Origin of the sequence: Algoriphagus lutimaris (assembly GCF_017051705.1) — a bacterium.
In the GTDB taxonomy this organism is placed as follows: Bacteria; Bacteroidota; Bacteroidia; order Cytophagales; family Cyclobacteriaceae; genus Algoriphagus; species Algoriphagus lutimaris.
Map to the genome: position 1 here is coordinate 2591905 of NZ_JAFIDJ010000001.1, position 25070 is coordinate 2616974.

The 25070-nt window shown below is 38.6% G+C and carries 22 protein-coding genes and 2 tRNA genes; 15 read left to right on the forward strand and 9 right to left on the reverse strand.

Annotated elements, in window-relative coordinates; all coding sequences use genetic code 11:
• Nucleotides 1-102 precede the first annotated feature (102 nt).
• From JYB62_RS10685 to JYB62_RS10695, 3 genes are all read left to right on the forward strand, one after another.
• On the forward strand, nt 103-1938 hold the full coding sequence (locus tag JYB62_RS10685) for a TonB-dependent receptor plug domain-containing protein (RefSeq protein WP_205645349.1): 1836 nt from the start codon (nt 103-105) through the stop codon (nt 1936-1938).
• A 140-nt stretch (nt 1939-2078) separates the two neighbouring features.
• Nucleotides 2079-2153: transfer RNA gene (locus JYB62_RS10690), tRNA-Val, on the forward strand.
• A gap of 40 nt (nt 2154-2193) precedes the next feature.
• Nucleotides 2194-2268, forward strand: a tRNA-Val gene (locus JYB62_RS10695).
• 658 nt (nt 2269-2926) lie between these two features.
• Here JYB62_RS10695 and amaB read toward each other — a convergent pair.
• A complete protein-coding gene (amaB, locus tag JYB62_RS10700) occupies nt 2927-4471 on the reverse strand; it encodes an L-piperidine-6-carboxylate dehydrogenase (RefSeq protein WP_205645350.1) in 1545 nt (514 codons plus the stop codon).
• 69 nt (nt 4472-4540) lie between these two features.
• A complete protein-coding gene (locus JYB62_RS10705; protein WP_205645351.1) occupies nt 4541-5575 on the reverse strand; it encodes a DUF4421 domain-containing protein in 1035 nt (344 codons plus the stop codon).
• 316 nt (nt 5576-5891) lie between these two features.
• On the opposite strand from JYB62_RS10705, the gene JYB62_RS10710 reads away from it, so the two are divergent.
• Complete coding sequence (locus JYB62_RS10710) at nt 5892-6683, forward strand: glycosyltransferase (RefSeq protein ID WP_205645352.1); 792 nt, start codon at nt 5892-5894, stop codon at nt 6681-6683.
• Here the strand turns inward: JYB62_RS10710 and JYB62_RS10715 are convergent, their stop codons facing one another.
• Together JYB62_RS10715 and JYB62_RS10720 are read right to left on the reverse strand one after the other, a co-directional pair.
• Nucleotides 6684-7394, reverse strand: coding sequence for a glycosyltransferase family A protein (locus tag JYB62_RS10715; protein WP_205645353.1), 711 nt, complete (start codon nt 7392-7394; stop codon nt 6684-6686).
• 90 nt (nt 7395-7484) lie between these two features.
• Nucleotides 7485-8687, reverse strand: coding sequence for a pyridoxal phosphate-dependent aminotransferase (locus JYB62_RS10720; RefSeq protein ID WP_205645354.1), 1203 nt, complete (start codon nt 8685-8687; stop codon nt 7485-7487).
• Between the two features lie 135 nt (nt 8688-8822).
• On the opposite strand from JYB62_RS10720, the gene JYB62_RS10725 reads away from it, so the two are divergent.
• Nucleotides 8823-9668, forward strand: a complete 846-nt coding sequence (locus JYB62_RS10725) for a toxin-antitoxin system YwqK family antitoxin (protein WP_205645355.1) — start codon at nt 8823-8825, stop codon at nt 9666-9668.
• A 4-nt stretch (nt 9669-9672) separates the two neighbouring features.
• On the opposite strand, the gene JYB62_RS10730 is transcribed toward JYB62_RS10725, so the two are convergent.
• Both JYB62_RS10730 and JYB62_RS10735 read right to left on the reverse strand, forming a co-directional pair.
• A complete protein-coding gene (locus tag JYB62_RS10730; protein WP_205645356.1) occupies nt 9673-10197 on the reverse strand; it encodes a YSC84-related protein in 525 nt (174 codons plus the stop codon).
• A gap of 26 nt (nt 10198-10223) precedes the next feature.
• Nucleotides 10224-10580: a YraN family protein gene (locus JYB62_RS10735; RefSeq protein WP_205645357.1), complete on the reverse strand. Its 357-nt coding sequence runs from the start codon at nt 10578-10580 to the stop codon at nt 10224-10226.
• An 81-nt stretch (nt 10581-10661) separates the two neighbouring features.
• On the opposite strand from JYB62_RS10735, the gene lipB reads away from it, so the two are divergent.
• Genes lipB through JYB62_RS10765 form a run of 6 tightly spaced genes read left to right on the forward strand, consistent with a single transcriptional unit; the run spans nt 10662 to nt 16384 of the window.
• Nucleotides 10662-11381 (forward strand): lipoyl(octanoyl) transferase LipB, encoded by a 720-nt coding sequence (lipB, locus tag JYB62_RS10740; RefSeq protein ID WP_205645358.1) that lies wholly within the window; start codon nt 10662-10664, stop codon nt 11379-11381.
• A 3-nt stretch (nt 11382-11384) separates the two neighbouring features.
• A complete protein-coding gene (locus JYB62_RS10745) occupies nt 11385-11786 on the forward strand; it encodes a hypothetical protein (protein WP_205645359.1) in 402 nt (133 codons plus the stop codon).
• Between the two features lie 11 nt (nt 11787-11797).
• Complete coding sequence (locus JYB62_RS10750) at nt 11798-12547, forward strand: 3'-5' exonuclease (protein ID WP_205645360.1); 750 nt, start codon at nt 11798-11800, stop codon at nt 12545-12547.
• 54 nt (nt 12548-12601) lie between these two features.
• On the forward strand, nt 12602-14803 hold the full coding sequence (rnr, locus tag JYB62_RS10755; RefSeq protein WP_205645361.1) for a ribonuclease R: 2202 nt from the start codon (nt 12602-12604) through the stop codon (nt 14801-14803).
• A complete protein-coding gene (locus JYB62_RS10760) occupies nt 14766-15752 on the forward strand; it encodes a polyprenyl synthetase family protein (protein WP_205645362.1) in 987 nt (328 codons plus the stop codon). The genes rnr and JYB62_RS10760 overlap by 38 nt, the downstream gene beginning before the upstream one ends.
• Before the next feature lie 2 nt (nt 15753-15754).
• Nucleotides 15755-16384: a rhomboid family intramembrane serine protease gene (locus JYB62_RS10765; RefSeq protein ID WP_205645363.1), complete on the forward strand. Its 630-nt coding sequence runs from the start codon at nt 15755-15757 to the stop codon at nt 16382-16384.
• Between the two features lie 33 nt (nt 16385-16417).
• Here the strand turns inward: JYB62_RS10765 and JYB62_RS10770 are convergent, their stop codons facing one another.
• The 3 genes from JYB62_RS10770 to rplU form a co-directional block, all read right to left on the reverse strand.
• On the reverse strand, nt 16418-19471 hold the full coding sequence (locus JYB62_RS10770; RefSeq protein WP_205645364.1) for a WD40/YVTN/BNR-like repeat-containing protein: 3054 nt from the start codon (nt 19469-19471) through the stop codon (nt 16418-16420).
• 146 nt (nt 19472-19617) lie between these two features.
• On the reverse strand, nt 19618-19878 hold the full coding sequence (gene rpmA / locus JYB62_RS10775; RefSeq protein ID WP_074222821.1) for a 50S ribosomal protein L27: 261 nt from the start codon (nt 19876-19878) through the stop codon (nt 19618-19620).
• A 33-nt stretch (nt 19879-19911) separates the two neighbouring features.
• The gene (gene rplU, locus JYB62_RS10780; protein WP_205645365.1) at nt 19912-20223 is read right to left on the reverse strand and encodes a 50S ribosomal protein L21; all 312 of its coding nucleotides are present in this window, start codon (nt 20221-20223) and stop codon (nt 19912-19914) included.
• Nucleotides 20224-20814: 591 nt separating this feature from the next.
• On the opposite strand from rplU, the gene JYB62_RS10785 reads away from it, so the two are divergent.
• The 4 genes from JYB62_RS10785 to JYB62_RS10800 all read left to right on the forward strand — a co-directional run.
• Nucleotides 20815-21795 carry a ribonucleoside-diphosphate reductase small subunit gene (locus JYB62_RS10785; protein WP_074222819.1) on the forward strand — a complete coding sequence of 327 codons (981 nt, stop codon included), beginning with the start codon at nt 20815-20817 and terminating at the stop codon, nt 21793-21795.
• Nucleotides 21796-21831: 36 nt separating this feature from the next.
• On the forward strand, nt 21832-24231 hold the full coding sequence (locus JYB62_RS10790) for a ribonucleoside-diphosphate reductase subunit alpha (RefSeq protein WP_205645366.1): 2400 nt from the start codon (nt 21832-21834) through the stop codon (nt 24229-24231).
• An 80-nt stretch (nt 24232-24311) separates the two neighbouring features.
• Complete coding sequence (locus JYB62_RS10795) at nt 24312-24758, forward strand: DUF1569 domain-containing protein (RefSeq protein ID WP_205645367.1); 447 nt, start codon at nt 24312-24314, stop codon at nt 24756-24758.
• A 120-nt stretch (nt 24759-24878) separates the two neighbouring features.
• Nucleotides 24879-25070, forward strand: a 192-nt coding sequence (locus JYB62_RS10800; RefSeq protein WP_205645368.1) for a hypothetical protein, incomplete at its 3' end; no start/stop codon positions are given.

Below are 25070 nucleotides of genomic sequence, written 5' to 3' on the forward strand. Positions count from 1 at the left end.
CTTTTACACCAGCATTTCAGCATTAACTAAATTTCACAATTATTCAAGGTTGGATTTAGACTTTTTTAGCAAGTTCTTTGGGCTGGATTTTTAAAAATTCATATGAAAAAAACACTATTATGCATTACTAGTTTCGGCTTGTTTTTCCATTTAAAAGCCCAAACTGACACCACAACCCAAAATCTTGAAACAGTAATCATTCAAGAAAATCGCATTCAAATTCCTTTTTCTAAGCAGAGTAGAAACATTGCTTTGGTGGATAAGCAGGCAATAGAAACTACTCCGGCCAGAAGTTTACAAGAGATTTTATCATTTGTTCCTGGGGTAGATGTGAGGCAAAGAGGTGTAACTGGAATACAAGCGGACATTGGTATCCGGGGTGGTTCTTTCGCACAAACCCTCATGCTTTTAAACGGGATCAAGCTTTCCGACCCTCAAACTGGACATCATATGATGAATATTCCCGTCCCTTTGGTGAATATAGATCGTGTGGAAGTATTGAAAGGGCCAGGATCAAGAATCTTTGGACAAAATGCCTATGCTGGTGCAATTAATATCATCACAAGTCTGAATGATGAGCGGTATTTGAGAATGCAGGGTTATGCAGGTGATTTTGGTATGAAAGGAATCAATTTTTCGGGGTCTTTACCGGCAGGCAACTACAAACAAAACCTTTCTATCTCCTATGATGACTCCAATGGATATCAATACAACACGGATTATCAAGTCAGCAATATCTTTTATGAGGGTGGGATGGACTTAAATAATCGAAACGCCCTGAGAGGAATGATTGCCTATACCGACCGGACATTTGGGGCAAATAGTTTTTACTCCAGTTCTTTTCCAGATCAATGGGAAAGTATCCAAACTACTTTGGCTTCCTTAAGTCATACGCTTAATCTATCTAACTTCTATTTGAATACAAGAGCGTACTACCGATACAATACGGATGAATATAGATTGAGGAGAAATGAACCTGAATTTTATCAAAACAATCACACCTCCGACGTTTTTGCCTTGGAAGCCAACGGTAATTTTCAAACAACACTGGGAACGACTGGATTTGGAATTGAGACTAGAAAAGAAAAACTAGAAAGCAATAACCTAGGTGATCGTGAAAGAACTTTGAGCGGAATTTTCTTGGAACAATTAATCAACTTGAGTTCCATAGTAGAATTAAGAGCAGGGCTATACTCCAATTATAATACAGGATATGGATGGAAGCACTTCCCTGGGGCAGAAATTGGTTTTCAAGCCAACCAAGAAATCCGCCTATATACTGGGTACGGAGTAAGTTACAGAATCCCTACCTTCACGGACCTCTATTATGTTGGACCTACGAATATTGGAAACGATCAACTTGCACCAGAGGAAGCACAAAACTTTGAAATTGGGGCAAAATGGGCAAAGTCAGGGTTCAGAGCTGAATTGGTTTATTTCCTAAGAAACACGGATAATTTAATCGAATGGACCAGGCCGGATGAAGAAACCCCTTGGCAGCCGAAAAATTTTAATGAGGTGAAATTTAACGGTATTGAAGCCTCTCTATTCTATCGTGTCAATCCTAGTGCCACTACTGTTCAGGTAAAAGAATTCCATTTTTCTTATAACTACATCCATGCAGATTTAATCCAGCAACCTGGAGTAGAAACCAGGTATGCTTTAACTGCTTTAAAGAATCAAGTGATCGGAGGAGTATTAGTAGGAATCGGGAAAAAATTGGAGTGGAACACCAAAATGCGATATATAGAACGCATGAATCAGAATCCTTACTTCTTGTTGGATATGAGGGTAGACTATAATCGGATTGGGAAAATAGGGCTATTTGCCGAAGCATCTAATCTAACAAATACCGAATACATCGAAGCAGCCACCATACAAATGCCGGGAAGATGGTTTCGAGCCGGGTTTATGTTGAATTTGGACTCAGGCAATTAAGCCCTGCCTACAAAAATAATTTTCACTCTCATTATCAAGCAATTATTTAGAGAGTTTAAAAAAAAGCAACCCAATATTTGCTACAAATAAATTTCAAACTACCTTTGCATTCCCTTTCAAAAGGAAAGGAATACAAAGATGGGAGTTTAGCTCAGTTGGTTCAGAGCATCTGCCTTACAAGCAGAGGGTCGGGGGTTCGAATCCCTCAACTCCCACATCTTAAATTCAGCTCAACTAGAGCATTATTCATTTCTTGGGAGTTTAGCTCAGTTGGTTCAGAGCATCTGCCTTACAAGCAGAGGGTCGGGGGTTCGAATCCCTCAACTCCCACATTATAGCCTCAGAGATTTCTGGGGCTTTTTTTTGCTCTAAACCATTGCTGTAGTAGTATTAAAAAGCCTCATTCACAAATCAATAAACCCTATTGACATGCCTATCACTAAACCAGTTTACAATACACTTCCACTCTAAGAAAATATAGTATTGACTTGAAAATGAGAGCCCATGTATTGGGGCGGGGTTCGCCCGCGATAATTATCGGGGCCCTCAACTCCCATATTATAGCCTCAGAGATTTCTGGGGCTTTTTTTGCTCTAAACCATTGCTGTAGTAGTATTAAAAAGCCTCATTCACAAATCAATTAACCCTATTGACTTGCCTATCACTAAACCAATTTACAATACACTTCCACTCTAAGAAAATATAGTATTGACTTGAAAATGAGAGTTCATGTATTGGGGCGGGGTTCGCCCGCGATAATTATCGGGGCCCTCAACTCCCACATTATAGCCTCAGAGATTTCTGGGGCTTTTTTTTGCTCCTAAAGTTCTTATGGCAAAAATCATGAAAATCAAATGTAAAGAACTCGTCCTAGTCCACCTAAATAGAGACCAAAACCTAGGAAGATTCAAAACACACTATGAAAAAGTATAAAAGAATTAAATTAAAAAAGGTCAATGAATTGCTCCATTGACCTTTTACCAGATTCTTAAATATCAAATTTTATCCCTTGTGCTAAGGGAAGTTCTGAAGAATAGTTGATCGTATTGGTTTGTCTTCGCATATAGGCCTTCCATGCATCTGAACCAGATTCTCTCCCTCCACCAGTCTCTTTCTCTCCTCCAAAAGCACCTCCTATTTCCGCTCCTGAAGTTCCAATATTCACATTGGCAATTCCACAATCAGATCCAGCAACCGACAAAAAGGCTTCAGCTTCCCGCATATTTAAAGTCATAATAGCAGAAGATAAGCCTTGCGGCACTCCATTTTGGATAGCAATTGCCTCCTCTATGGTTTCATATTTGATCAAATATAGAATTGGAGCAAAAGTCTCATGCTGTACAATCTGGTAATGATTTTCTGCTTCATAGATTGCAGGTTTCACATAGCATCCAGACTCATAACCTTCCCCTTCCAGTACACCGCCTTCTACCACAACCTTCCCTCCTTCTTCTATCACTTTTTTGGTTGCTGCCAGATACATATTAACAGCATCTTGATCTATTAAAGGGCCCACGTGATTTTTTTCATCCAGGGGGTTTCCAATTACTAGTTTTGAATAAGCGTTTGCCAATCTGGTTTTTACCTCCTCAAATACAGAGGAGTGTATAATTAATCTTCGGGTAGAAGTACACCGTTGCCCAGCTGTCCCAACAGCCCCAAACAAGGCACCTCTGATCGCCATATCCATATCCGCCTCCGCGGTAATGATGATTGCATTATTACCTCCTAATTCCAACAAAGACCTTCCCAATCTGCTCCCTACAGCTTGACCAACCAATTTCCCCATTCGGGTAGAACCAGTAGCGGAAACCAAAGGAACTCTTGGATCATGAGAGATCATTTCTCCAACTTTATAATCTCCTATTATCAAGGAACAAATTCCTTCAGGCATTCCATGTTTTGCAAATACAGCAGAGGCGATTTTTTGACAAGCAATTCCTGACAAAGGTGCTTTTTCAGAAGGTTTCCAAAGACATACATCTCCGCAAACCCATGCCAATGCAGCGTTCCAGGACCAAACAGCCACAGGAAAATTGAAAGCAGAAATTATCCCTACTATCCCTAATGGATGCCATTGTTCGTACATGCGGTGACCTGGACGCTCAGAGTGCATAGTCAATCCATAAAGTTGCCTAGAAAGACCTACTGCAAAATCGCAGATATCGATCATCTCCTGAACTTCCCCTAACCCTTCTTGGTAGGATTTTCCCATTTCGTATGAAACCAGTTTCCCTAGATCGGCCTTTACTTCCCTTAATGCGTTCCCAATTTCTCTGACAATTTCCCCTCTTTGAGGGGCCGGAACTTTCCTCCATTGGATAAAAGCCTCCTGTGCCTGCACAATCAAAGAATCATAGACTTCTTTATTTGCCAATTGAACTTCGGCAATCAATTTACCGTCAGCGGGTGAAAACGAAGAAATATAAGGCTCTCCTGAATCCTGCCAATTTACACCTGTAGATGCACCAAGATTTTTTGGTTGAATCCCTAGCTTCATTAAAGAGTCCTGGATTCCAAAATGATCAGTCATAATTTGGGTTGTTTATTAAATGCTTTCAAAGCTAAAAATAATTGAAGGAATCGTTACCCAACCAGCCCTTTAATTCAATCCCAAAATGGAAAAGAGGTTGATTTTTTTGAATCCTTTGTCAAATTTATCACTCGTATTAATTTTATAAATGAGATTGATTCGGTAGTTACCAGTATTGATAGCATTATTATAATCAGCCACTTTTACTAAATCGGACTGTTTGTAAACATAGTTTGCATTGATGGAAAACCTGTCATTATTATATCCGAAAAACCCTCTCAAATAATAGGTGGGGACTACCCCCCAACTTTTTGTCTTTTCTTGATTTTCCCATTCAGAGAATCCCAGACTTAGGTTTGCTGAAGCCACTCCTGTAAGAAAGAAACCTCCTCCGAAAACCAAGGTTCCTGCTAAGCCTGCATTTGGTCCTCCTTGGAAATACCTAGATTTTCCAAAATTGTATTTTGGGTCTATTTGTTCTGTGGTAGGGATCAATAGAGAATCTCCTTCAATAGATCCGCCGTAAGCTTCAAAACCTACAAAGGGAGAAAAAGCTGATCTTTTTTGGATATCCTCTTGGGTAAAAGATGCTTGAAGAGACAACTTCTCTCCAAAAAACAGGTAATTCACATTTAGCCCGACCGTGATTAACCTCATATCCTTCCTTGGATAAGGTTCCGTTGAATTTTGAAGGAAATCAGAGTCTATAGAATATCCTTTATAAAACTGACCTAAAAAATCAATAATGAAATTTTTAGGATAGGCGTGCGCTTGTAAATCCAGGTATTTTGGCCAATTCTTATATCGGTTTGGGTTCATGAACCCCAAAGGAGCAGCCACATTAATAGTGACCCCTTGATAGGTGAAACCCAACCCCAAGTTTAATCCAGTATTTGGATTATATCGATAGCCTTGATCTGCCTCAGGCACATTTACTACCAAGTCAGTATATTTTCGAGAGGTATATAGGCGAAACAACATTTTCTTAGATGCACGCTCTACATAGCTGGAGTCATAACCAGATTTCTTTTCCTGAGCGGAAATAGATAAAATGGGAACAATACTGAAAAATAGAAAAATGAAGAATTTAGGAAATCGGGCCATTCAGATGAATTATTCCTAAAAGTTCTATTTAATTTCGACAAAAAAAAATCCGGATCGTAATCCGGATTTTTGAAAACTGATAGAGCTCGAAAAATGGAATTCTATTCGAATTCAAAGTCTTAAAAAATCAAATAATAGAGAAAAGTTGTTTAATCACCGTTATAAATTTATCATATTCCTTTAATTAAACAAATTATTGTTTGGATTTTTTTAGTTTATTCAAATAAAAAAAGGCTTTAACTTTGATTAATCCCATAATTAATAATCTGTTTTTACTATACCCCAAACCTTTCTAATTAAAGTCAATCCCAGCACTATGAGTCATCAATCCCCTCTAGTTTCAATTATTATCCCTTGCTATAACCAAGTAGAATATTTAGAGGAGACAGTATTATCAGCCCTAGCATCAGATTATTCTCCTATAGAAATAATTATCATTAATGATGGATCAACAGATGGCAGTGAGGAAATCGCAAAAAACCTTGCCTTGAAACAAGAATTGGTAAGCTATATCCATCAGAAAAATCAAGGAGTAGAGATTGCTAGGAATACCGGAATAAAAGCTACCTCAGGAAAGTATATTCTCCCCTTAGATGGAGATGACCTAATTGCTACCAATTATATCAGTGAGGCAGTAAAAGTTTTGGAAAACAATCCTCAAGTAAAAGTAGTGTATTGTGAAGCAATGAAATTTGGTCCAAAGGGCAAAAAATATTGGAAGCTGAAACCATTTGACATCAATGCTCTGGCAAGAGACAATATGATTTTTGTTTCCGCACTGTATAAAAGGACAGATTGGGAAAAGATTGGAGGTTATGCTGAGGATTATAATCTCGGAAGGGCAGATTGGGAGTTTTGGATCAACATGCTCAAAGATGGAGGGGAAGTAGTCCAACTACCATTCATTGGCTTTTATTATAGACTCACTGGAGGGGTCAATAGCCTGAGAAAACGTACCGGTTCTGATGAAGCCAAACGGAAAAGAATCGCATATCTCAATGCCAAATACCCTGAATTCTTTGAGCGGGAATTAAATGGGCCATTACGTTTTCAAAGGACCTGGTCAAAGCCTTACAACACACTATTAAAATTCCTAGGGAAACTTTAATCAGATCTTGTCCAAGCCCTTCCAGAATTTCAAAAAGTAGTACTTCAAAGGATTGGTATATTTCAATTGCTTCCAAGGTCTGCTCGCATGAGGTCTATGCCATACAGGAGAATCCATCAGCACGTAATTCTCAAAATCCAGCTCGATAGATTTCTTTGAAATAAAGGTATCATACCAATCTTTTGCCTCATCTAATTCAGTAAAATCAAACGCTTTCAAAAAAGGAAGTGAAAAAAGAGTACAGCAAAAGCTTAGGCTTCTATGAGTTGAAATAACTGATTCTTTTACCCCTTTGAACTTCAAATAAGGGAAATTTACAACCCCTTGTTCATCTACTGTCACAGAACCCACCAATCCGGATTTCGGATGGCTTTCTTGAAATTCCAATAAGCTTTCTATTGTATCTGGTTTTACCACCACATCCGATTCTATCACCAACACAGGTAAGTTCTCTTCAAGCCCCATCTTTTGGGCCATTTGCAAAACCAACTTGTAATTCGGAGATGGATGATCGGTAAGGTCTTCTATATGGATCAATTCATATCCAAATTCAGCCTGTTCCTCCTTCAGTTTCAATTTCGTTTCTTCCGTACTGAAATCATTAAAAATCACATGCTTTACAGGAACAGATGAAGCTGCAATTGCTCTTGCAGTATCCAATGTGGTTTCAATGGAATTTTTAACGGGGGTGATGACAATCGCGTAGATCATAAAAAAGATTTGTTCAAAATTAAGGCTTTCCGACAAGGCAAAAAAATAACCCTGAAATTCTTCAGGGTTATTCTATCTACATTCAAAACCTTAAGCTAGTTCTCCTAGGGCTTTTTTCATTCTTCCCAAGGCTTCTTTCAACTCCTCCTCAGAGGCAGCGTAAGAAAGTCTCACACAGGATGGTGCACCGAAAGCAGCTCCTGTTACCAATGAAACATTGGCTACTTCTAACAAATACAAACAAAGGTCATCTGCATTATTGATGGTTTTGCCATGAGCGGATTTACCAAAGAAAGCGGTCACGTCTGGGAAGAAATAAAATGCACCTTCAGGCACATGTGTTTTGATACCTGGAATCTCTTTCAATAATCCCATCACCAATTCTCTTCTTTTGAAATAAGCTTCCGCCATTTCCTTTGAAGGTGTCTGATCACCAGAGATTCCCGCTAAAGCAGCTCTTTGAGCGATACCAGTGCCACCTGAAGTAAACTGACCTTGGATTTTTTCGACAGCTTTTGCCATAAACAAAGGAGCGCAGATATAACCTACTCTCCAGCCTGTCATTGCATATCCTTTGGAGAAACCATTCACTGTGATTGTTCTTTCAAACATTCCAGGGAAAGATGCAATACTGTAATTTCTACCCACAAAGTTGATCAATTCATAAATTTCATCAGCGATCACCATGATATTATCATGCTTCAAAATCACTTCAGAAATTGCTTCTAATTCTTCTTTACTGAATACTGATCCAGTTGGGTTACAAGGAGAAGAATAAATCACTGCCTTGGTTTTTGGAGTGATCGCTGCTTCTAGTTGTGCAGCAGTAGCTTTGAAGTTATTTTCAAGAGTTCCTTCAATCAACACTGGAATACCACCTGCCAATTTGATGATCTCTGCATAACTTACCCAATAAGGAGAAAAAATCACTACTTCATCTCCTTCATTGATCATACACATGAAGACATTAGCAATAGAGTGCTTCGCTCCTGTAGAAACTACTATATTTTCTGCTTTCGCTTGAGAGATTTCATTCTCTTCTCTTAATTTCTTTGCGATAGCCTCTCTCAAATCCTGGTAACCCGCCACAGGAGGATAGGAGAAATATTTTCCCTCATCGATCGCATCTTTGGCTGCTTCTTGGATGTGCTTAGGTGTTTTAAAATCTGGTTCACCGAGGCTCAATCCAATGATATCAATGCCTTGGGACTTCAGCTCTCTGGCTTTCTTTGCCATTGCCAGGGTAGCTGATTCTTCCATATTAATAATCCGATCTGATAGAATAGAATTCATTATTTTCTGTGGTTTATTCAAAATCCCTCAAAAATAGAGAGAAGATTATAAAATCTAAACAATTGTCTGCTTTTGATAATGAAATGTTATTTTTGAAATGAAATACTCGGGAGGAAATTCCGTTTTCTGCATATAATGAGCAAGTTTTCTTTTCTTCTTCTATTCTTCCTTTTACTTAGTAAAGTAGCCTGGACTCAAAACAATGACTCCAATACTGATCCGGACTCTTCAGGTGTAGTCAACTCCAGTCTTTTACCTACCACCATGCCCCTTCTTTTATTTGACGAAAACAAAGAAAAAGAGGAGAAAAAGGAAAAGAAGAAAAAGGAACGAAAAAACATCTGGTTTGGAATTAAAACCAGAAGAGGGTATGCCAAAAGAGAAATTCGCGGCCAGGAAATTTATGAGTACTTCAACTACACAGAGGACTCAAGAAGATTAGACCCCTATATCCGCGATGTGTATTGGTTCGATACCCAAGAAAGAAGTATTCGAACTTCCGGCTATGAGGAAGGAAAAGGGTATTTATTGCACGGGCCTTACGAGCGAACCATTAATGAGACAGTTGTAGAAAGTGGAATGTTCTATTATGGGACTAAACATAAAACCTGGATGCTTTTTGACTCTAACAATGTACTTCAGGACAAAAACCATTATACGGAAGGCTGGCCAAAAGAATCCCGAATCTCTTATTATGAATCCAGCTCAAGATCCGTGGAAGAAATCATCCCGATTCAATATGGATTGGAGGAAGGAAATTATTTCTATTTCTACGACGACAAGCAAGTTGCCGTAACTGGGGAATATCAATACGGAGAAAAAGTGGGGCTTTGGACAGAGTATTGGGACACTGGAAATACCAAAGCGATTCGAAAGCGAGAAATCCAATATCAGGATGAGCCCTATACAAAAAATTTCCGCCCTTATATTCGTGCAGAATGGGATAAGGACGGAAACTTGGTTTATCGAAAAGAGATGTAATCGCTTATTTTTCTCTATACCTGAATTGCTGTCCACCAACAGAAGCCTCATACATTAGCCCTGCTTTGGCTCTGGTAAATACCGCCACACCATCAATGTATTCTGCGTTTAAAGATGCTCCAGATGCAGCAGCCACAGCAGAAACCTGTGCAGCCATTTCAATCTTACCTTCTTTGAATCGATCAAACTCTTTCTGTGATTCAAAAAAAACTACCTCACTATAAGCCTGCCCACCTGCTTGAAATCCAATAGTCACTTGCGTCATTCTGGCATATCCGATCATTTCTCCCTGTTCAAAAGCAACCCCATTACCAGCAGCCCCCCCGACACCAAGTCCTCCTTTACCTACATTAGGTAAAATTATATAGCCATATGAATTATCGAAAAATTTCTGCATATCGGGATCATCTTTTAAAAAAGCAGCTTTTGCATCTTGGCTATCTTCAATAATCTTTTTGTCTTTATCATTTTGGGCAAAAGCAACACAAGCTAAAAATGACATACTAAGGGTGAATACTAACTTTTTCATTTTTCTAACTAATAGATGGTTTGTTTTCAATAAAAGGCATCTTCAAAATGCTTGAAGTTTATTTCGCCTGAATTGTTCCTATAAACGCCAATAATGTCAAATCGGATATCAAATTTCCAATTATTATCATGTATATACTGATCCGCAGCTTTTATGATTAACTTCCTCTTGGTGTAGTCTACAAACTCCTCAGCATAACCAAAACCAGTGCCAGAACGGAATTTTACCTCCACAAAAACCAACAGCTTCTGATAAGTAAGGATTAAATCTATTTCAGCATAACCATGCCTGAAATTCATCTCCTTCAATTCATAGCCTTTTGAAATGAGCCATTGAGCTGCGAGCTCCTCCGCCATCCTCCCTGATTTATTGTGTTCTGCCATCTTGAATAATTGCTTAATTTTGAAAAAATATTGAAAAACAAGTTCAAAAATGGTTTTAAGGAAAACCAATTAAATTACTAGATGAACGAAATTATTAATAAAAAGGTAAAATTCCGAGACTTGGGTTTCATGGATTATCAGGAAGCCTGGGATTTTCAAGAATCAATATTTGCTAAAACCGTAGCCCAAAAAATAGAAAACCGGAACTCTTCAGTAGACCGACAAGTCCCTACAGAAAACTATGTGTTTTTTGTAGAACATCCCCATGTCTACACGCTCGGTAAAAGCGGCAAGGAGGAGAATTTATTGTTAGATCAAAAAGGACTTGAAGAAAAAAAAGCTACCTATTATAAGATCAATCGAGGCGGAGATATCACATACCATGGTCCAGGGCAGCTGGTAGGATATCCCATTTTAGACTTGGATAATTTTTTTACTGACATACATAAATATTTGAGGTTATTAGAGGAAGCTATCATTCTCACTCTCAAAGAGTACCAAATTGAGTCAGGAAGAATTGAAGGATTGACTGGAGTATGGATTGACCATATAGAACAAAAAAATCCAAGGAAAATTTGCGCTTTGGGAGTGAAATCCAGCCGGTGGGTGACCATGCATGGTTTCGCTTTTAATATCAACCCAGATCTAAGTTATTTCGGAAACATTATTCCATGCGGGATTGATGACAAAGCAGTAACCTCCTTGAGCCAAGAATTAGGTAAAGAGGTAAATCTTCAGGAAGTAAAAGAAAAAGTTAAAAATCATCTCATCGACTTATTTGAGATGGAATTAGTAGATTAATACATGAAAAAGGATATCGATTTTCATCCTGTTACAGGAGTAAAACTTGCTATTGCCAAACAAGAAACTGATACTGGGGTAGAATGGGGTGTTTATATTTTCAATCTAAATTTGATAGAATTGAAAACCATCATGATCACCTCCAAAGGATATGGGATTTTGGATGGGGAGAAAAGGCAGACTTCTACCTTACGTCATATGATTGAGGAGTTAGGACCAGAAGAAATGGCCAAGATAGAACCAATTGATCCTGCTGTCTTTTCATTGACCAATGAATTTTGGGTGAGCTATTATATCCTTGATCAGATTTTTGATAAAAAGTTTATATTTACTCCAGGCAGTTTTGATCCTGCCAACATTCAAATGATCCCTGAGTTAGGCTTGGAAGGGATCCTTCACTCATAACTCCAACATTTATGGCTAACTTTTTTGATCAATTAGGAGACATTCTTTTTCTGGATATTGAAACAGCATCCCTCACAGAAAAATTTGAGGACCTGAGTTCCAGGTTACGGGATGAATGGATCAAAAAAGAAAAGCTAATTCAAAATGATCATGGAAAGGTAGAACCTGGGGCCTTATACTTTGATAAAGCCGGAATTCATGCTGAATTTGGCCAAGTAATTTGTATTGGGGTAGGGTATTTTCAATGGAAAAAAAAGGACAAGAAGCTCATTTTTAGATCTAAAGTTTTTACAAATCCTGACGAAAGGGAACTTCTTTTGGCATTTAATAGCTTATTAGGGAAGAAAAAATGGATTCTCTGCGCCCATAATGGAAAGGAGTTTGATTACCCTTACCTTTGCAGGAGAATGCTGGTACAAGGAGTATCCTTGCCAGAACCCTTACAAATAGCAGGTAAAAAGCCCTGGGAAGTAAGGCATTTGGATACTTTAGAACTTTGGAAGTTTGGTGATTACAAACATTACACCCGACTGGAACTTTTAGCTGCAGTTTTTGGCATTCCCACTTCCAAAGAAGACTTGGATGGCAGTCAGGTCAACACCACTTTTCATTTGGAAAAAGATATTAACCGAATCAAGAAGTACTGTCGTAAAGACGTAGAAGTTACTGCCCGCGTTTATTTAGCCATGCATCCTCAATTAGATGAGATGCAGCTGGAAATGGTACACTTAGAAGATTCACCAAAAGATCATAAAGATTAATGCAAAAAGGCATCATAATCTTTATACATTGGATTAACACAACAACCCCGACATATGGGAAGAAAATCAGACAGAAACAAATCAAAAAATGAGAAAAGAGGCCATAGCAACGATACGTCAAATTTAACGAGACGGATCGTCCAATTTTTAGACTCCAACTATGGAGAAGAATTTAACTCTAAACAGATTATCAAAAAATTAGAAATACGGGATTCCCTCAGTAAAGGAGCGGTAGATTCTGTGCTTTCCAAACTGTTAGAGAGTGGACATGTCTCAAAAAACCCAAGGAACTATTATTCCTCTACCAAAGACCCAAACTTTATTATAGGCACGGTTGATTATGTCAACCCAAGGTTTGCCTTTGTAATCCCAGATGATCCTACTCAAAATGACGGAGACATCCTAGTCAAAGAAGCCGACATGAAACAGGCTCTTGATGGTGACAAAGTGAGAGTCATGGTCAAGCCACTAAAAGGCAAGTTCGGAAAATCTGAAGGTAAAATATTGGAGATCATCGAGAGAGATCGTGACGAATTTGTAGGGAGAGTAGAAATATCCCCACGGTTCGCTTTCGTAGTTCCAGATTTCAAGAAAATGCACAAAGATATTTTTGTGCACAGAGGAGATCTTTTAGGAGCAGAACATAATCAAAAGGTAGTTGTCAAACTCACCGAATGGAGAGATGGAGACAAAAACCCAACAGGTAAAGTTACTAGAGTTTTAGGACAGGCAGGTCTTCACGAAGTGGAAATCCATTCCATTATGGCTGAATTCGGCCTTCCTTTTGAATACCCTCAAGAGCCGGACGCAGAAGCAAATGCCATATCAGATAAAATCACCGCGAAGGAAATCAAAGCACGAAAGGATTTTAGGGACATTCCTACTTTTACGATTGACCCGGCCGATGCAAAAGATTTTGATGATGCGATATCTTACCAAGTGCTCCCTAATGGCAATTTAGAAATAGGAGTACATATCGCGGATGTGACACATTATGTTCGCCCTAAAACTGCTTTAGAAAAAGAAGCTTACAACAGGGCTACTTCTGTTTATTTGGTAGACAGAACCATTCCAATGCTTCCTGAAAGGCTAAGCAATGGCTTGTGCTCCTTACGTCCCAAAGAGGATAAATTAACCTTCTCTTGTGTTTTTGAAATGGATAAAGATGCCAATGTCATTAAACATTGGATAGGTAGAACAGTTATTCATTCCGATCGAAGATTTGCTTACGAAGAGGCCCAAGAAAATATCGATTCTCAATCCGGAGATTTCTATAGTGAATTGACCCTCTTAAATAACTTGGCAAAAAAAGTCCGAAAAAGAAGATTTGATCATGGCGCAGTAAATTTTGAAACAGTAGAAGTAAAATTCAAACTGGATGAAAAAGGAACCCCTTTAGGACTGATTGTCAAAGAGCGGAAAGATATTCACAAACTGATTGAGGAATTCATGTTGTTGGCGAATAAATATGTAGCAGAATTTATCTTTAAAAAAGGTAAAGGAACTGATACCTTTGTTTATAGAACCCATGATTTCCCAGACATGGATCGCTTAGATACCTTCTCGGGTTTTGCCAAACGGTTTGGCCATGAATTCGATATTGAAAATGAGCGAAAAATCTCAAACGCATTGAATAAATTAATGGATGAGATTCAAGGTAAGCCTGAGCAAAATGTACTGGAACAACTAGCCATAAGAAGTATGGCTAAAGCTAAATATACTACTGAGCCAAAAGGGCACTTCGGGTTAGCCTTTGCTCATTATACCCATTTCACCTCTCCGATTAGGAGATACCCAGATATGATGGTTCACCGATTATTGGATCATTACCTTCAGGGTGGAAAATCTCCAGATGCGGAAGAATGGGAGCAAAAATGCGTTCATTCTTCAGAAAGAGAAAAGAGAGCTGCGGATGCAGAAAGAGCTTCTATCAAGTACAAGCAAGTAGAGTTTATGTCTCTTGCTGAAGAAAAAGATTATGATGGAATTGTGAGCGGGGTGACCGAATGGGGTGTTTTTGTGGAGATTTCGGAAACAAAATGTGAAGGGATGATTCGTGTTCAAGACATGGATGATGACTATTACGATTTCGATCAGAAAAATATGAGACTGATCGGGTCCAAAACAAAGAAAATGATCACTCTGGGAGACAAAGTAAAGGTAAGAGTAGTTAACACGGATATAGACCGTAGAACAATAGATTTGGAATTTGCAGACAATGATGGAAAAAAGCCACGCGGCCGAGCTATTAGATAAATTAGAGACTTTTTTAAAGTCACAACGTTTTGGAGAATCACCCAAAGAGCTTTATGAACCTTTAGAATACATCTTAAGCCTTGGAGGAAAGAGAATTAGACCTTTATTAAGTCTGATGGCTTATGGAATGTATAAAAATGATCCTGAATCTATCCTGAAACAAGCCTCTGCCATTGAGGTTTTCCATAACTTCACCCTGATGCATGACGATATCATGGACCAAGCTCCTCTACGAAGAGGAAAGGATACCGTTCATGAAAAATGGAATGCCAATACAGCAATACTTTCTGGAGATGTCATGTTGGTAAGAGCTTATGACTTACTCTTGGAAACCCCTCCAAACCTACTACACGAAATTATCCAGCTGTTTAATAAGACTGCAGCGGAAGTTTGTGAAGGACAGCAATTTGATATGAATTTCGAAAGTATATCAAATGTGAAAGTCTCGGAATACATCAACATGATCCGTCTTAAAACAGCGGTACTTTTGGGCTGTGCTTTGAAAATGGGGGCATTGCTAGGTGGAGCAAATGAGTCAGAAGCAAATAAATTGTATGATTTCGGAGTGAATATCGGGATAGGCTTTCAACTCAAAGATGACTTGCTAGATGTGTATGCCGACCAAGCTAAATTTGGCAAACAGGTTGGAGGAGATATCATTTCCAACAAAAAGACTTTTTTACTAATCAAAGCCTTGGAATCAGCTTCAGCAAAAGATGCTGAGGAATTGGCCTATTGGTTATCCCTAGAGGAATTTGATAAAGAGGAGAAAGTTAAGGCAGTGAAAGACATTTATCATAAACTAGGAATTAAATCTATCGCAGAGGATGAAATGAATCGGTATTTCCAAGCTGGATTTGATTTATTCGATTCCATTAAATGCAATCATTCCTCCTACTTTGAAGAACTCAAGCAGATCACTGAAGATCTTATTCACAGAGAAAAATAAGCATGAATTTATCTATCACAGTAGTCCTGATTATTATCACGACTGCGATCAGCATGATTGGTTTTAATAAACCGGCGTTTATTAACCGATGGATGTTCGTCCCCTATTTAATAAAGAATAGAAAACAATGGGACCGATTTGTTACTTCTGGATTTATCCATAAGGATTACATGCACCTGCTTTTCAACATGTTCACCTTCTATTTTTTTGGAGCTTTTGTGGAACAGTTTCTTGCCTATCAATTTGGAGGCACTACAGGTGGAATCATCTTTGTTCTCTTCTATTTAATAGGAATCATCGTTTCTGATATCCCTACCTATTTAAAAAATCAAGACAATAGCTACTACCGGGCCTTGGGCGCTTCCGGAGGAACCGCAGCCACGGTATTTGCAAGTATCATCATCATGCCTCTGGCAGACATCTGTTTGTTTGGGATATTATGTCTTCCTGGGTTTATTCTAGGTGGAATCTTCTTAATCTACTCCTATATGAAGGGAAAAAATTCAAATGATGCGATCAATCATGATGCCCACCTGTATGGAGCTATTTTCGGAATCTTATTTATATTAATTATTTCACCCGCGAGTCTTTTACAATTTATAGAACAAATCAAAACGTATAGACCATTTTAAAAAAAGCTCCCGATTTCTCGGGAGCTTTTTTATTTATTTTTTGATATCCAGTTTGGTCCTCATTTCATCAATATTGAAAATCTTGGATATCTGGTTTTGTTCCAATTCTTTGAAGCGAGCTAATTGAACATTGATTTTTTCAGTCAATTCCTCCTTTACTTCATAAGACTGGTCAGTCGGAGCCCAATCTCCATTTCCAACTACCGAACTCAAATGAGCCAGTTTGTTATTCAATCTGATCGGGAAGTTCAACGGATCCTGACGACTTTGATTTTGAGTCTGATACAAGGTCTTTTCAATTTCATCCATCTCCTCTTTGATCGATTCTAAGTTGGCAGGTTTCGTCTCCAAACTATCCATTTCAGTTCTATATTGACGAATCAATTTAATTACTCGATGGGTCTCAGTCAGTTTATCTCTGACATCCATTAAGTAGTCATATTGTGCTACCAAATCCTCCTGCGTGGATTCATATCTTGGATCGGCAAGCACTTTGAAGGTCTGTTCTTGAGATTCCCCGTCCAATGTCATTTTCACTTTATAAGTGCCAGGAACCACTTTTGGACCTCTCAAATTTCCACCCCACATAATTAAACCTTCAAATCCTTCAGCATCTTCCACACGAAGGTTCCAGTTAAATTCATTGCTACCTGCTTTGACTTTCAAGGTATCTCCATTGATCCCTTTCGTGGAGAAGGCTCTCAAAGGAATATCATTCGCATCAAAGAATTCGATTTTCAACTCTTCTTTTGGCTCCTCCTTAATGTAGTAATAAACCAATACGCCTCCCGCTCTGTTCGTTCCAGCTGTTGCGCTTTTTCTACTCACACCATCTATCCTGTAAGAATCCTGTGGTTTGAATAAAGTCAAGGAACTGTTTTCCATTCCTGGCTCAGCTTGATGTAAAACGGTCAAATCATCAATAATCCAAAACGAACGACCTTGGGTAGCAGCAATCAAATTATTCTCTTTGATCGCCAAGTCTGTGATCGGAACAATCGGAAGATTTAATTGGAGTGAATGCCAAGAGGCTCCATCATCTTTAGAGTAATACATGCCCGTTTCCGTACCTGCATAGAGCATGCCTCTTTTCACAGGATCTGCTCTTACAACTCTTGTGAAATGTTCTGGATCAATTCCATTGGTGATTTTTGTCCAGCTTTTACCATAATCCTTGGTTTTATAAAGGTAGGGTTCATAGTTACCATTCTTATAGCCAGTAGCGGCAAAATAAGCCTCAGCAGGATCATATGGACTCGCTTCAATACTGTTGATTTGTAACCACTCTGGCATTTCCGAAGGGGTTACATTCTGCCAGGTAACACCATTATCTTGAGTGACATGCACCAACCCATCGTCAGAACCAGCCCATAGTATTCCTTCTTTCACCGGAGATTCTGCAGCCGTAAAGATGGTTGCATAATACTCTACAGAGGTATTATCTTTTGTAATCGGTCCTCCTGATGGACCTAACTTACTCTTATCGTTTCTAGTTAAATCTGGAGAGATAACCTCCCAACTTTGTCCCTCATTTGTAGACCGATGGAATTGGTTACTGGTAGTGTAGAGCAGTTTAGGATTATGAGGAGAAAAGAAAATAGGGAAATTCCATTGGAAACGGTATTTCATATCTTCAGCTCCATGTCCCATTGGGTTATTTGGATACACATTGACTGTTCTAGAGGTACCATTGTCATGATTCTCCCTAGTCAAATAGCCACCATAAGACCCACCATATACAATATCATTGTTCAAAGGATCAGGTGCTATCCAACCACTTTCACCGCCAGCAGTAGGTTCCCAATCAGCTTCTGTAATAGCTCTTCCATCATTTCTATGTGCAATCCTTACAGTCGAATTATCTTGCTGTGCCCCATAAATTCTGTATGGAAAACTATTGTCCGTTGTCACTCTATAGAACTGTGCAGTAGGCTGATTCATCAAAGATGACCAGGTAGTTCCCCCATCTTCAGTAACTTGAGCACCTCCATCATCCGCTATAATCATTCGTTGATTATTTCCCGGATCTATCCAAAGATCATGGTGATCTCCATGAGGTGCATTGGCACTTTCAAACGTCTTACCACCATCCGTAGATTTATGGTAGCTCACGTTCAATACATAAACTGTTTCCTCGTCCTGAGGATCAGCAAAAATTCTGGTGTAGTACCACGCTCTTTGTCTTAGGTTTCGATCTTCATTAGTTTTCTCCCAAGACTCTCCTCCATCCTTGGATACAAAAACACCACCATTTTCATTTTCAATTATGGCGTAGATTCTATCTGAATTGACAGGAGAAATAGAAACTCCCATTATTCCAAGTAATCCTTCTGGAAAGCCTTCTTTCTCGGTCATGTCTTCCCAAGTCTGACCACCATCAGTTGATTTAAACATTTTAGAATTTGGCCCACCGCTTTCTAAACTATATGGAGTTCTTTTAATGTCCCAAGTAGTCGCAAAAAGCACTTCAGGATTATTTGGATCCATCACCAAATCTACAGCTCCTGCTACATCCGAAGAGAAAAGAACCTGGTTCCAGGTTTTACCTCCATCCGTAGTTTTATAGACTCCGCGAGTTGCATCAGGCTTAAAAATATCTCCCAGCACTGCAGCATAAACTACATCTGGATTTTCTGGATGAATTCGCATTCGAGAGATAAATCTACTTTTATCCAACCCTGCTCTTTCCCAGGTTTTCCCTGCATCAACACTTTTCCAAACTCCATAACCAAAAGAAACATTTCCGCGTACGGTTTTTTCACCACCGCCTGCGTAAACCACACTTGTATCACTTTTAGAAACTGCTACGGCACCCATGGATCCTCCAAAGAAACCATCGGATACAGGCTTCCAAGTAGCGCCTGAGTCTACAGTCTTCCAAATACCTCCTCCAGTGGATGCGAAATAATAAGTATGGTCACTTCCCTCTACTCCGGTAACCCCATCAGATCTTCCTCCTCGATGAGGTCCAACCAGCCTCCATTCCAAGGCATCGTATATTTCGGTTTTGGGAATTTCCTGACCAGAAGAAACTCCTGCTATTCCCAATAGAATACATAGTATTCCGTAACGTATTAGTTTAATCATAAGAATTAATTTGGTGGTTTCAAGTGAAAAAATAGGAAAACTCTTTGGAACAACATTCAAAAAAATGACTGTCGGCAGAATAAAAAAATGAAGGCATAAAAAAAGCCCCATCTTCCGAAGGGGCTTTAGCTGTATATTAGTTGATCTTAAGCTTCTGCAGGTAGTACACTTACATAAGACTTGCCATCAAATTTTTTCTTGAATGTAACAACTCCATCAGAAAGAGCGAACAAGGTATGGTCTTTACCAACACCAACATTCTCTCCAGCATGATGCTTTGTACCTCTTTGTCTAATAATGATGTTTCCAGCAATTACTTGCTCACCACCAAATTTCTTCACACCCAATCTTTTGGAATGTGACTCTCTACCGTTTTTGGAACTACCGACGCCTTTTTTGTGTGCCATGGTTTTATTCTTTTATGTTTTCAGAGAGAAAACTTATAGTACAATATTTTCGATCAAAACTTTAGTGAAGTCTTGTCTGTGACCGTTCTTCTTTTTGTAGCCTTTACGACGCTTCTTTTTGAAGACGATGACTTTATCACCTTTTACATGATCTAGGATTTTCCCAGATACCTTGGCTCCTTCTAATAATGGAGCTCCTACAGACACAGAGCCGTCAGCTTCTGCTAACAAGACTTGGTCAAATTCCACGGAAGCGCCAGCTACACCTTCAAGCTTTGGAGCGAAGACGAACTGATCTTTTGTTACTTTGAACTGCTTTCCTGCGATGTTTACAATTGCGTACATGAGTATTTTGAATTCTTAGTCGAAATCGGAGTGCAAATATAAGGAAGATGATTGGAACAAAAAAACAATGCTGAAAAATATCTAAAGTCTTGACCCTTCGTCTTGTCAAGTAGGATTTGCTTAAAATAAACTGATCTAATTTGAATAAAAAATTCCTACTAAATTTTCTTTCCAATTTGATATAAAATCGACCTAACTTTGGGGCTATTGATTGATTATCAATTGATTATTTTCCGTACTTCCTAATAATATTTTTTGACCTACGTTCAAAAACAAGCTTGAATTTTGGTAAAAAAAACTTTTTTAAACTTTCTCAAAAAATTTTAAAGTGCCATTTTTGGCCATTATAGCTTATCTTTTACTTTATATAAATAATCATAATTATCTGATATATTGTTTTTTAAACTACATTTGACTTTGGGTCAATATTAACCTTTAAGTAGGTCTTTAGGGGTTTTATTTGTCCGATTTGGTTCACATATTTGTTCATGGGCTGTACTGAAAGGGCAGCTTTTCCTATCAAAAGGAAGATTTACATAATAAATGAAAAACCCAAACAGCTTAATTAGGGATTCAAATTTACAGAGAACGATGCAGCAAGAACCAATTTTATCAGAGAACAAAAACCGATTCGTATTATTTCCAATTCAGCATGCCGATATCTGGCAATTCTATAAAAAAGCTGAGGCAAGTTTTTGGACAGCAGAAGAAATTGACTTAGGCCAAGATATGGTAGATTGGAAAAGTCTAAATGATGGTGAAAGACATTTCATCTCTCATGTACTTGCATTCTTTGCTGCGAGCGATGGAATTGTAAATGAAAATTTGGCCGAGCACTTTGTAGCTGAGGTACAATATACTGAAGCTAAGTTTTTCTATGGATTTCAAATTGCCATGGAAAACATCCATTCTGAAACTTACAGCCTTCTTATAGATACATATATCAAAGACGCTGCTGAAAGAGACAAACTTTTGAATGCGATCGAACATATAGATTGTGTTAAGAAAAAAGCAGACTGGGCACTTAGATGGATTGACAATGGATCCTTCCAGGAAAGACTAATTGCATTTGCCGCTGTAGAAGGCATTTTCTTCTCCGGGTCTTTCTGTTCTATATTCTGGTTGAAAAAAAGAGGTTTGATGCCAGGCCTTACTTTCTCCAATGAATTGATCTCAAGAGATGAAGGACTACACTGTGATTTTGCTTGTCACCTCTACACTGAGCATGTTGTAAATCAATTGCCAAAAGAGACGGTAAAAGAAATCATCATCGATGCAGTTACCATCGAAAAAGAATTTGTTACCGATGCACTTCCTGTACGACTAATCGGTATGAACGCGGACTTAATGTGTCAATATATAGAGTTTGTTGCTGATAGACTATTAATGGAACTAGGCTGTGAAAAAGTTTGGAACAGTACTAATCCATTTGACTTTATGGACATGATTTCCCTTCAAGGTAAAACCAATTTCTTTGAGAAAAGGGTTGGAGATTACCAAAAAGCCGGGGTGATGAAATCCACTGAAGCACCAGATTCATCCCCAAGATTCTCCATTGGTGAGGACTTTTAACAATATCAATCCACCTACCCTAAATCTCCAAAGTATATGTTAGTTATTAAAAGAGACGGAAGAAGAGAGTCCGTTAGATTTGACAAAATCACGACCCGGATCGAAAATCTATGCTATGAATTAGACCCTAAATTCATACAGCCAATTGAGGTAGCAAAAAAAGTAATTGATGGTTTGTACGATGGTGTAACCACTACAGAGCTTGATAATCTTGCGGCAGAAGTTTGTGCATCTCTTACGGTTAAGCACCCTGATTATGCAATTTTAGCGGCAAGGATTGCTATTTCAAATTTGCATAAAACCACCAGCCAGTCTTTCTCTAATACCATGAAGAGATTGTACACTTATATTAACCCGAAGACTGGTGAAAATGCTTCTTTAATAGATCCTGAAGTTTATGGCGTCATTAAAAAGAACGCAGCAAAACTGGATGCAGCTATTGACTACAAAAGAGATTTCGGATACGATTATTTCGGATATAAAACTTTGGAGAGAAGTTATCTGATCCGTCTTGATGGCAAAGTGGTAGAAAGACCTCAACATATGTTGATGAGAGTTGCGGTAGGTATTCATAAAGATGATATAGATTCTGTATTAGAAACTTATAATCTACTTTCTGAAAAGTGGTTTACGCATGCGACCCCTACTCTATTCAACGCGGGTACTCCTAAGCCTCAACTCTCTTCCTGCTTCCTGTTGACCATGAAAGATGATAGCATTGATGGTATCTATGATACCTTAAAGCAATGTGCTAAAATCTCTCAGTCTGCAGGTGGAATTGGCCTTTCCATTCACCATGTAAGAGCAAAAGGTTCCTATATCAAAGGTACCAATGGGGTTTCCAATGGAATTGTCCCAATGCTAAGAAACTTTGACATGACTGCCCGATACGTAGATCAAGGTGGTGGTAAGAGAAAAGGTAGCTTTGCTATTTACTTGGAGCCTTGGCATGCAGATGTAAAGGATTTCTTAGAATTGAAAAGAAACCATGGTAAAGAGGAAATGAGAGCGAGAGATTTGTTCTATGCGCTTTGGATTCCAGATTTGTTCATGAAGCGAGTAGAGCAAAATGAAAGTTGGTCTCTATTCTGTCCAAATGAAGCTCCGGGATTATCGGAATGCCATGGAGAGGAGTTCGAAAGACTTTACGAAAAGTATGAAAAAGAAGGTAGAGCCCGTGAGACAATCAAGGCTCAGGAACTTTGGTTTGAAATCCTAGAATCACAAATTGAAACTGGAACTCCATACATGCTATATAAAGATGCTGCCAATGGAAAGTCAAACCAAAAGAATCTAGGAACCATCAAGTCTTCCAACCTTTGTACCGAAATTATAGAATATACTGCTCCAGATGAAGTAGCTGTATGTAATTTGGCTTCATTGGCCCTTCCAAAATTTGTAAGAACAGGGCCTGATGGAAAACTCTTCTTTGACCATCAGAAATTATATGAAATCACAAAGGTTGCTACCAGAAACTTAAATAAGGTAATCGATGTAAATTATTACCCTGTTGAAGAAGCTAGACGATCCAATTTCAGACATAGACCAATTGGTTTAGGTGTACAAGGTTTAGCTGATGCATTCATCATGTTGAGAATGCCATTTGAGTCAGCTGAGGCTAAAGGTCTAAACGAAGACATTTTCGAAACGATCTATTATGCGGCGGTAGAAACTTCCATGGAGCTAGCTACCGTAGAAGGTACCTATGAAACTTACGAAGGATCACCAGCGTCTAAAGGAATTCTGCAGTTTGATATGTGGGGTGTAACTCCAAAATCAGAACGTTGGGACTGGAATGCGTTGAAAGAAAAAGTGAAGAAAAACGGGATGCGTAATTCCTTGTTGGTAGCTCCAATGCCGACTGCTTCCACCTCTCAAATACTAGGTAATAACGAGTGTTTTGAGCCGTACACTACCAATATTTACACGAGAAGAACCCTTTCAGGAGAATTCATCGTAGTGAACAAGCACTTGATGAAAGATTTGATTCAATTGGGTCTTTGGAATGATACCATGAGAAACAGATTGATTTCTACCAATGGTTCTGTTCAATCTCTTCCTGGAGTACCCCAGAATATTAAAGATCTTTATAAAACCGTTTGGGAGATTTCTCAGAAAGTGGTGATTGACATGGCCGCGGATAGAGGTGCATATATCTGTCAATCTCAAAGTATGAATGTTTTCCTTCAGGATCCGAATTTTGGAAAGCTTACCTCTATGCATTTCTATGCTTGGAAGAAAGGTCTTAAAACCGGTATGTATTACTTAAGATCTCAAGCTGCTGCTAGCGCAATTAAATTCACTTTGGATAAGACCAACTTAGAACCAAAGGCAGAAAAAGTACAGCAAGTAGAAATTGATTCAAAAACACAAAAACAAGATGCTATTTCCTGTTCTTTAGATGATCCGGAAGGATGCGAGATGTGTGGAAGTTAAAATATTTAGAGTTCGTTAAATGATAAAAATGCGTTTGATTATATCAGACGCTTTTTTTTTACCCTATTAAAAATAAAGAAATGGACGTATCACTAATTGAACAAAAGCTCACTTTATTGAATGAGGAGAGCAAAGCGGTATTTGGCATGATGTCAGCCCAGCATATGGTAGAACATCTGACAATCACCTTAAAATTGGCTTCTGGAAGGATAGCTTATCCCCCTTTTACTCCTAGTGAACAACAACTGGAATGGAAAAAAGCTTTATTGTTTACTCCTATGGAATTTCCAAAAGGAATCAAAGCGCCAGGAATTAAAAAGCATGAATTGATGCCTTTAAAGTATCCTTCCATACAGGAAGCAAAAACACAATTATTAAAAGCAATCAAAGAATACAATACATTTTTTGAGAAAAACCCTGACGCTTTGACGAATCATCCCCGCTTTGGAATGTTGAGTCATAAGGAATGGGAATTATTTCATCCGAAGCATTTTAAGCACCATTTAGGGCAATTTAATTGTTGGTAAAAGCACACACAATCAATTCCTATTAGTATACTCCTTAAATAAGGCGAAATCACTTTTAAGAGTGGTCAAGTAAGTTTTATCTCTGTGGTCTTCTTGTAATTAGAATACACAAAAATAGAAGTGAAAAGTAACAACAAAAAAAGCCAACTGGATAGCTGGCTAGGTAAAAGGGAAGGGATGGGTTGTGCTCCCTGTGGGGCTGAAAACACAAAAGCCCTATGGACGGATCCAAAGGGCTTGAATAATGTGGCGGCGACCTACTCTCCCGGGTGTAACCCCAGTACCATCGGCGCTGCAGGGCTTAACTTCTCT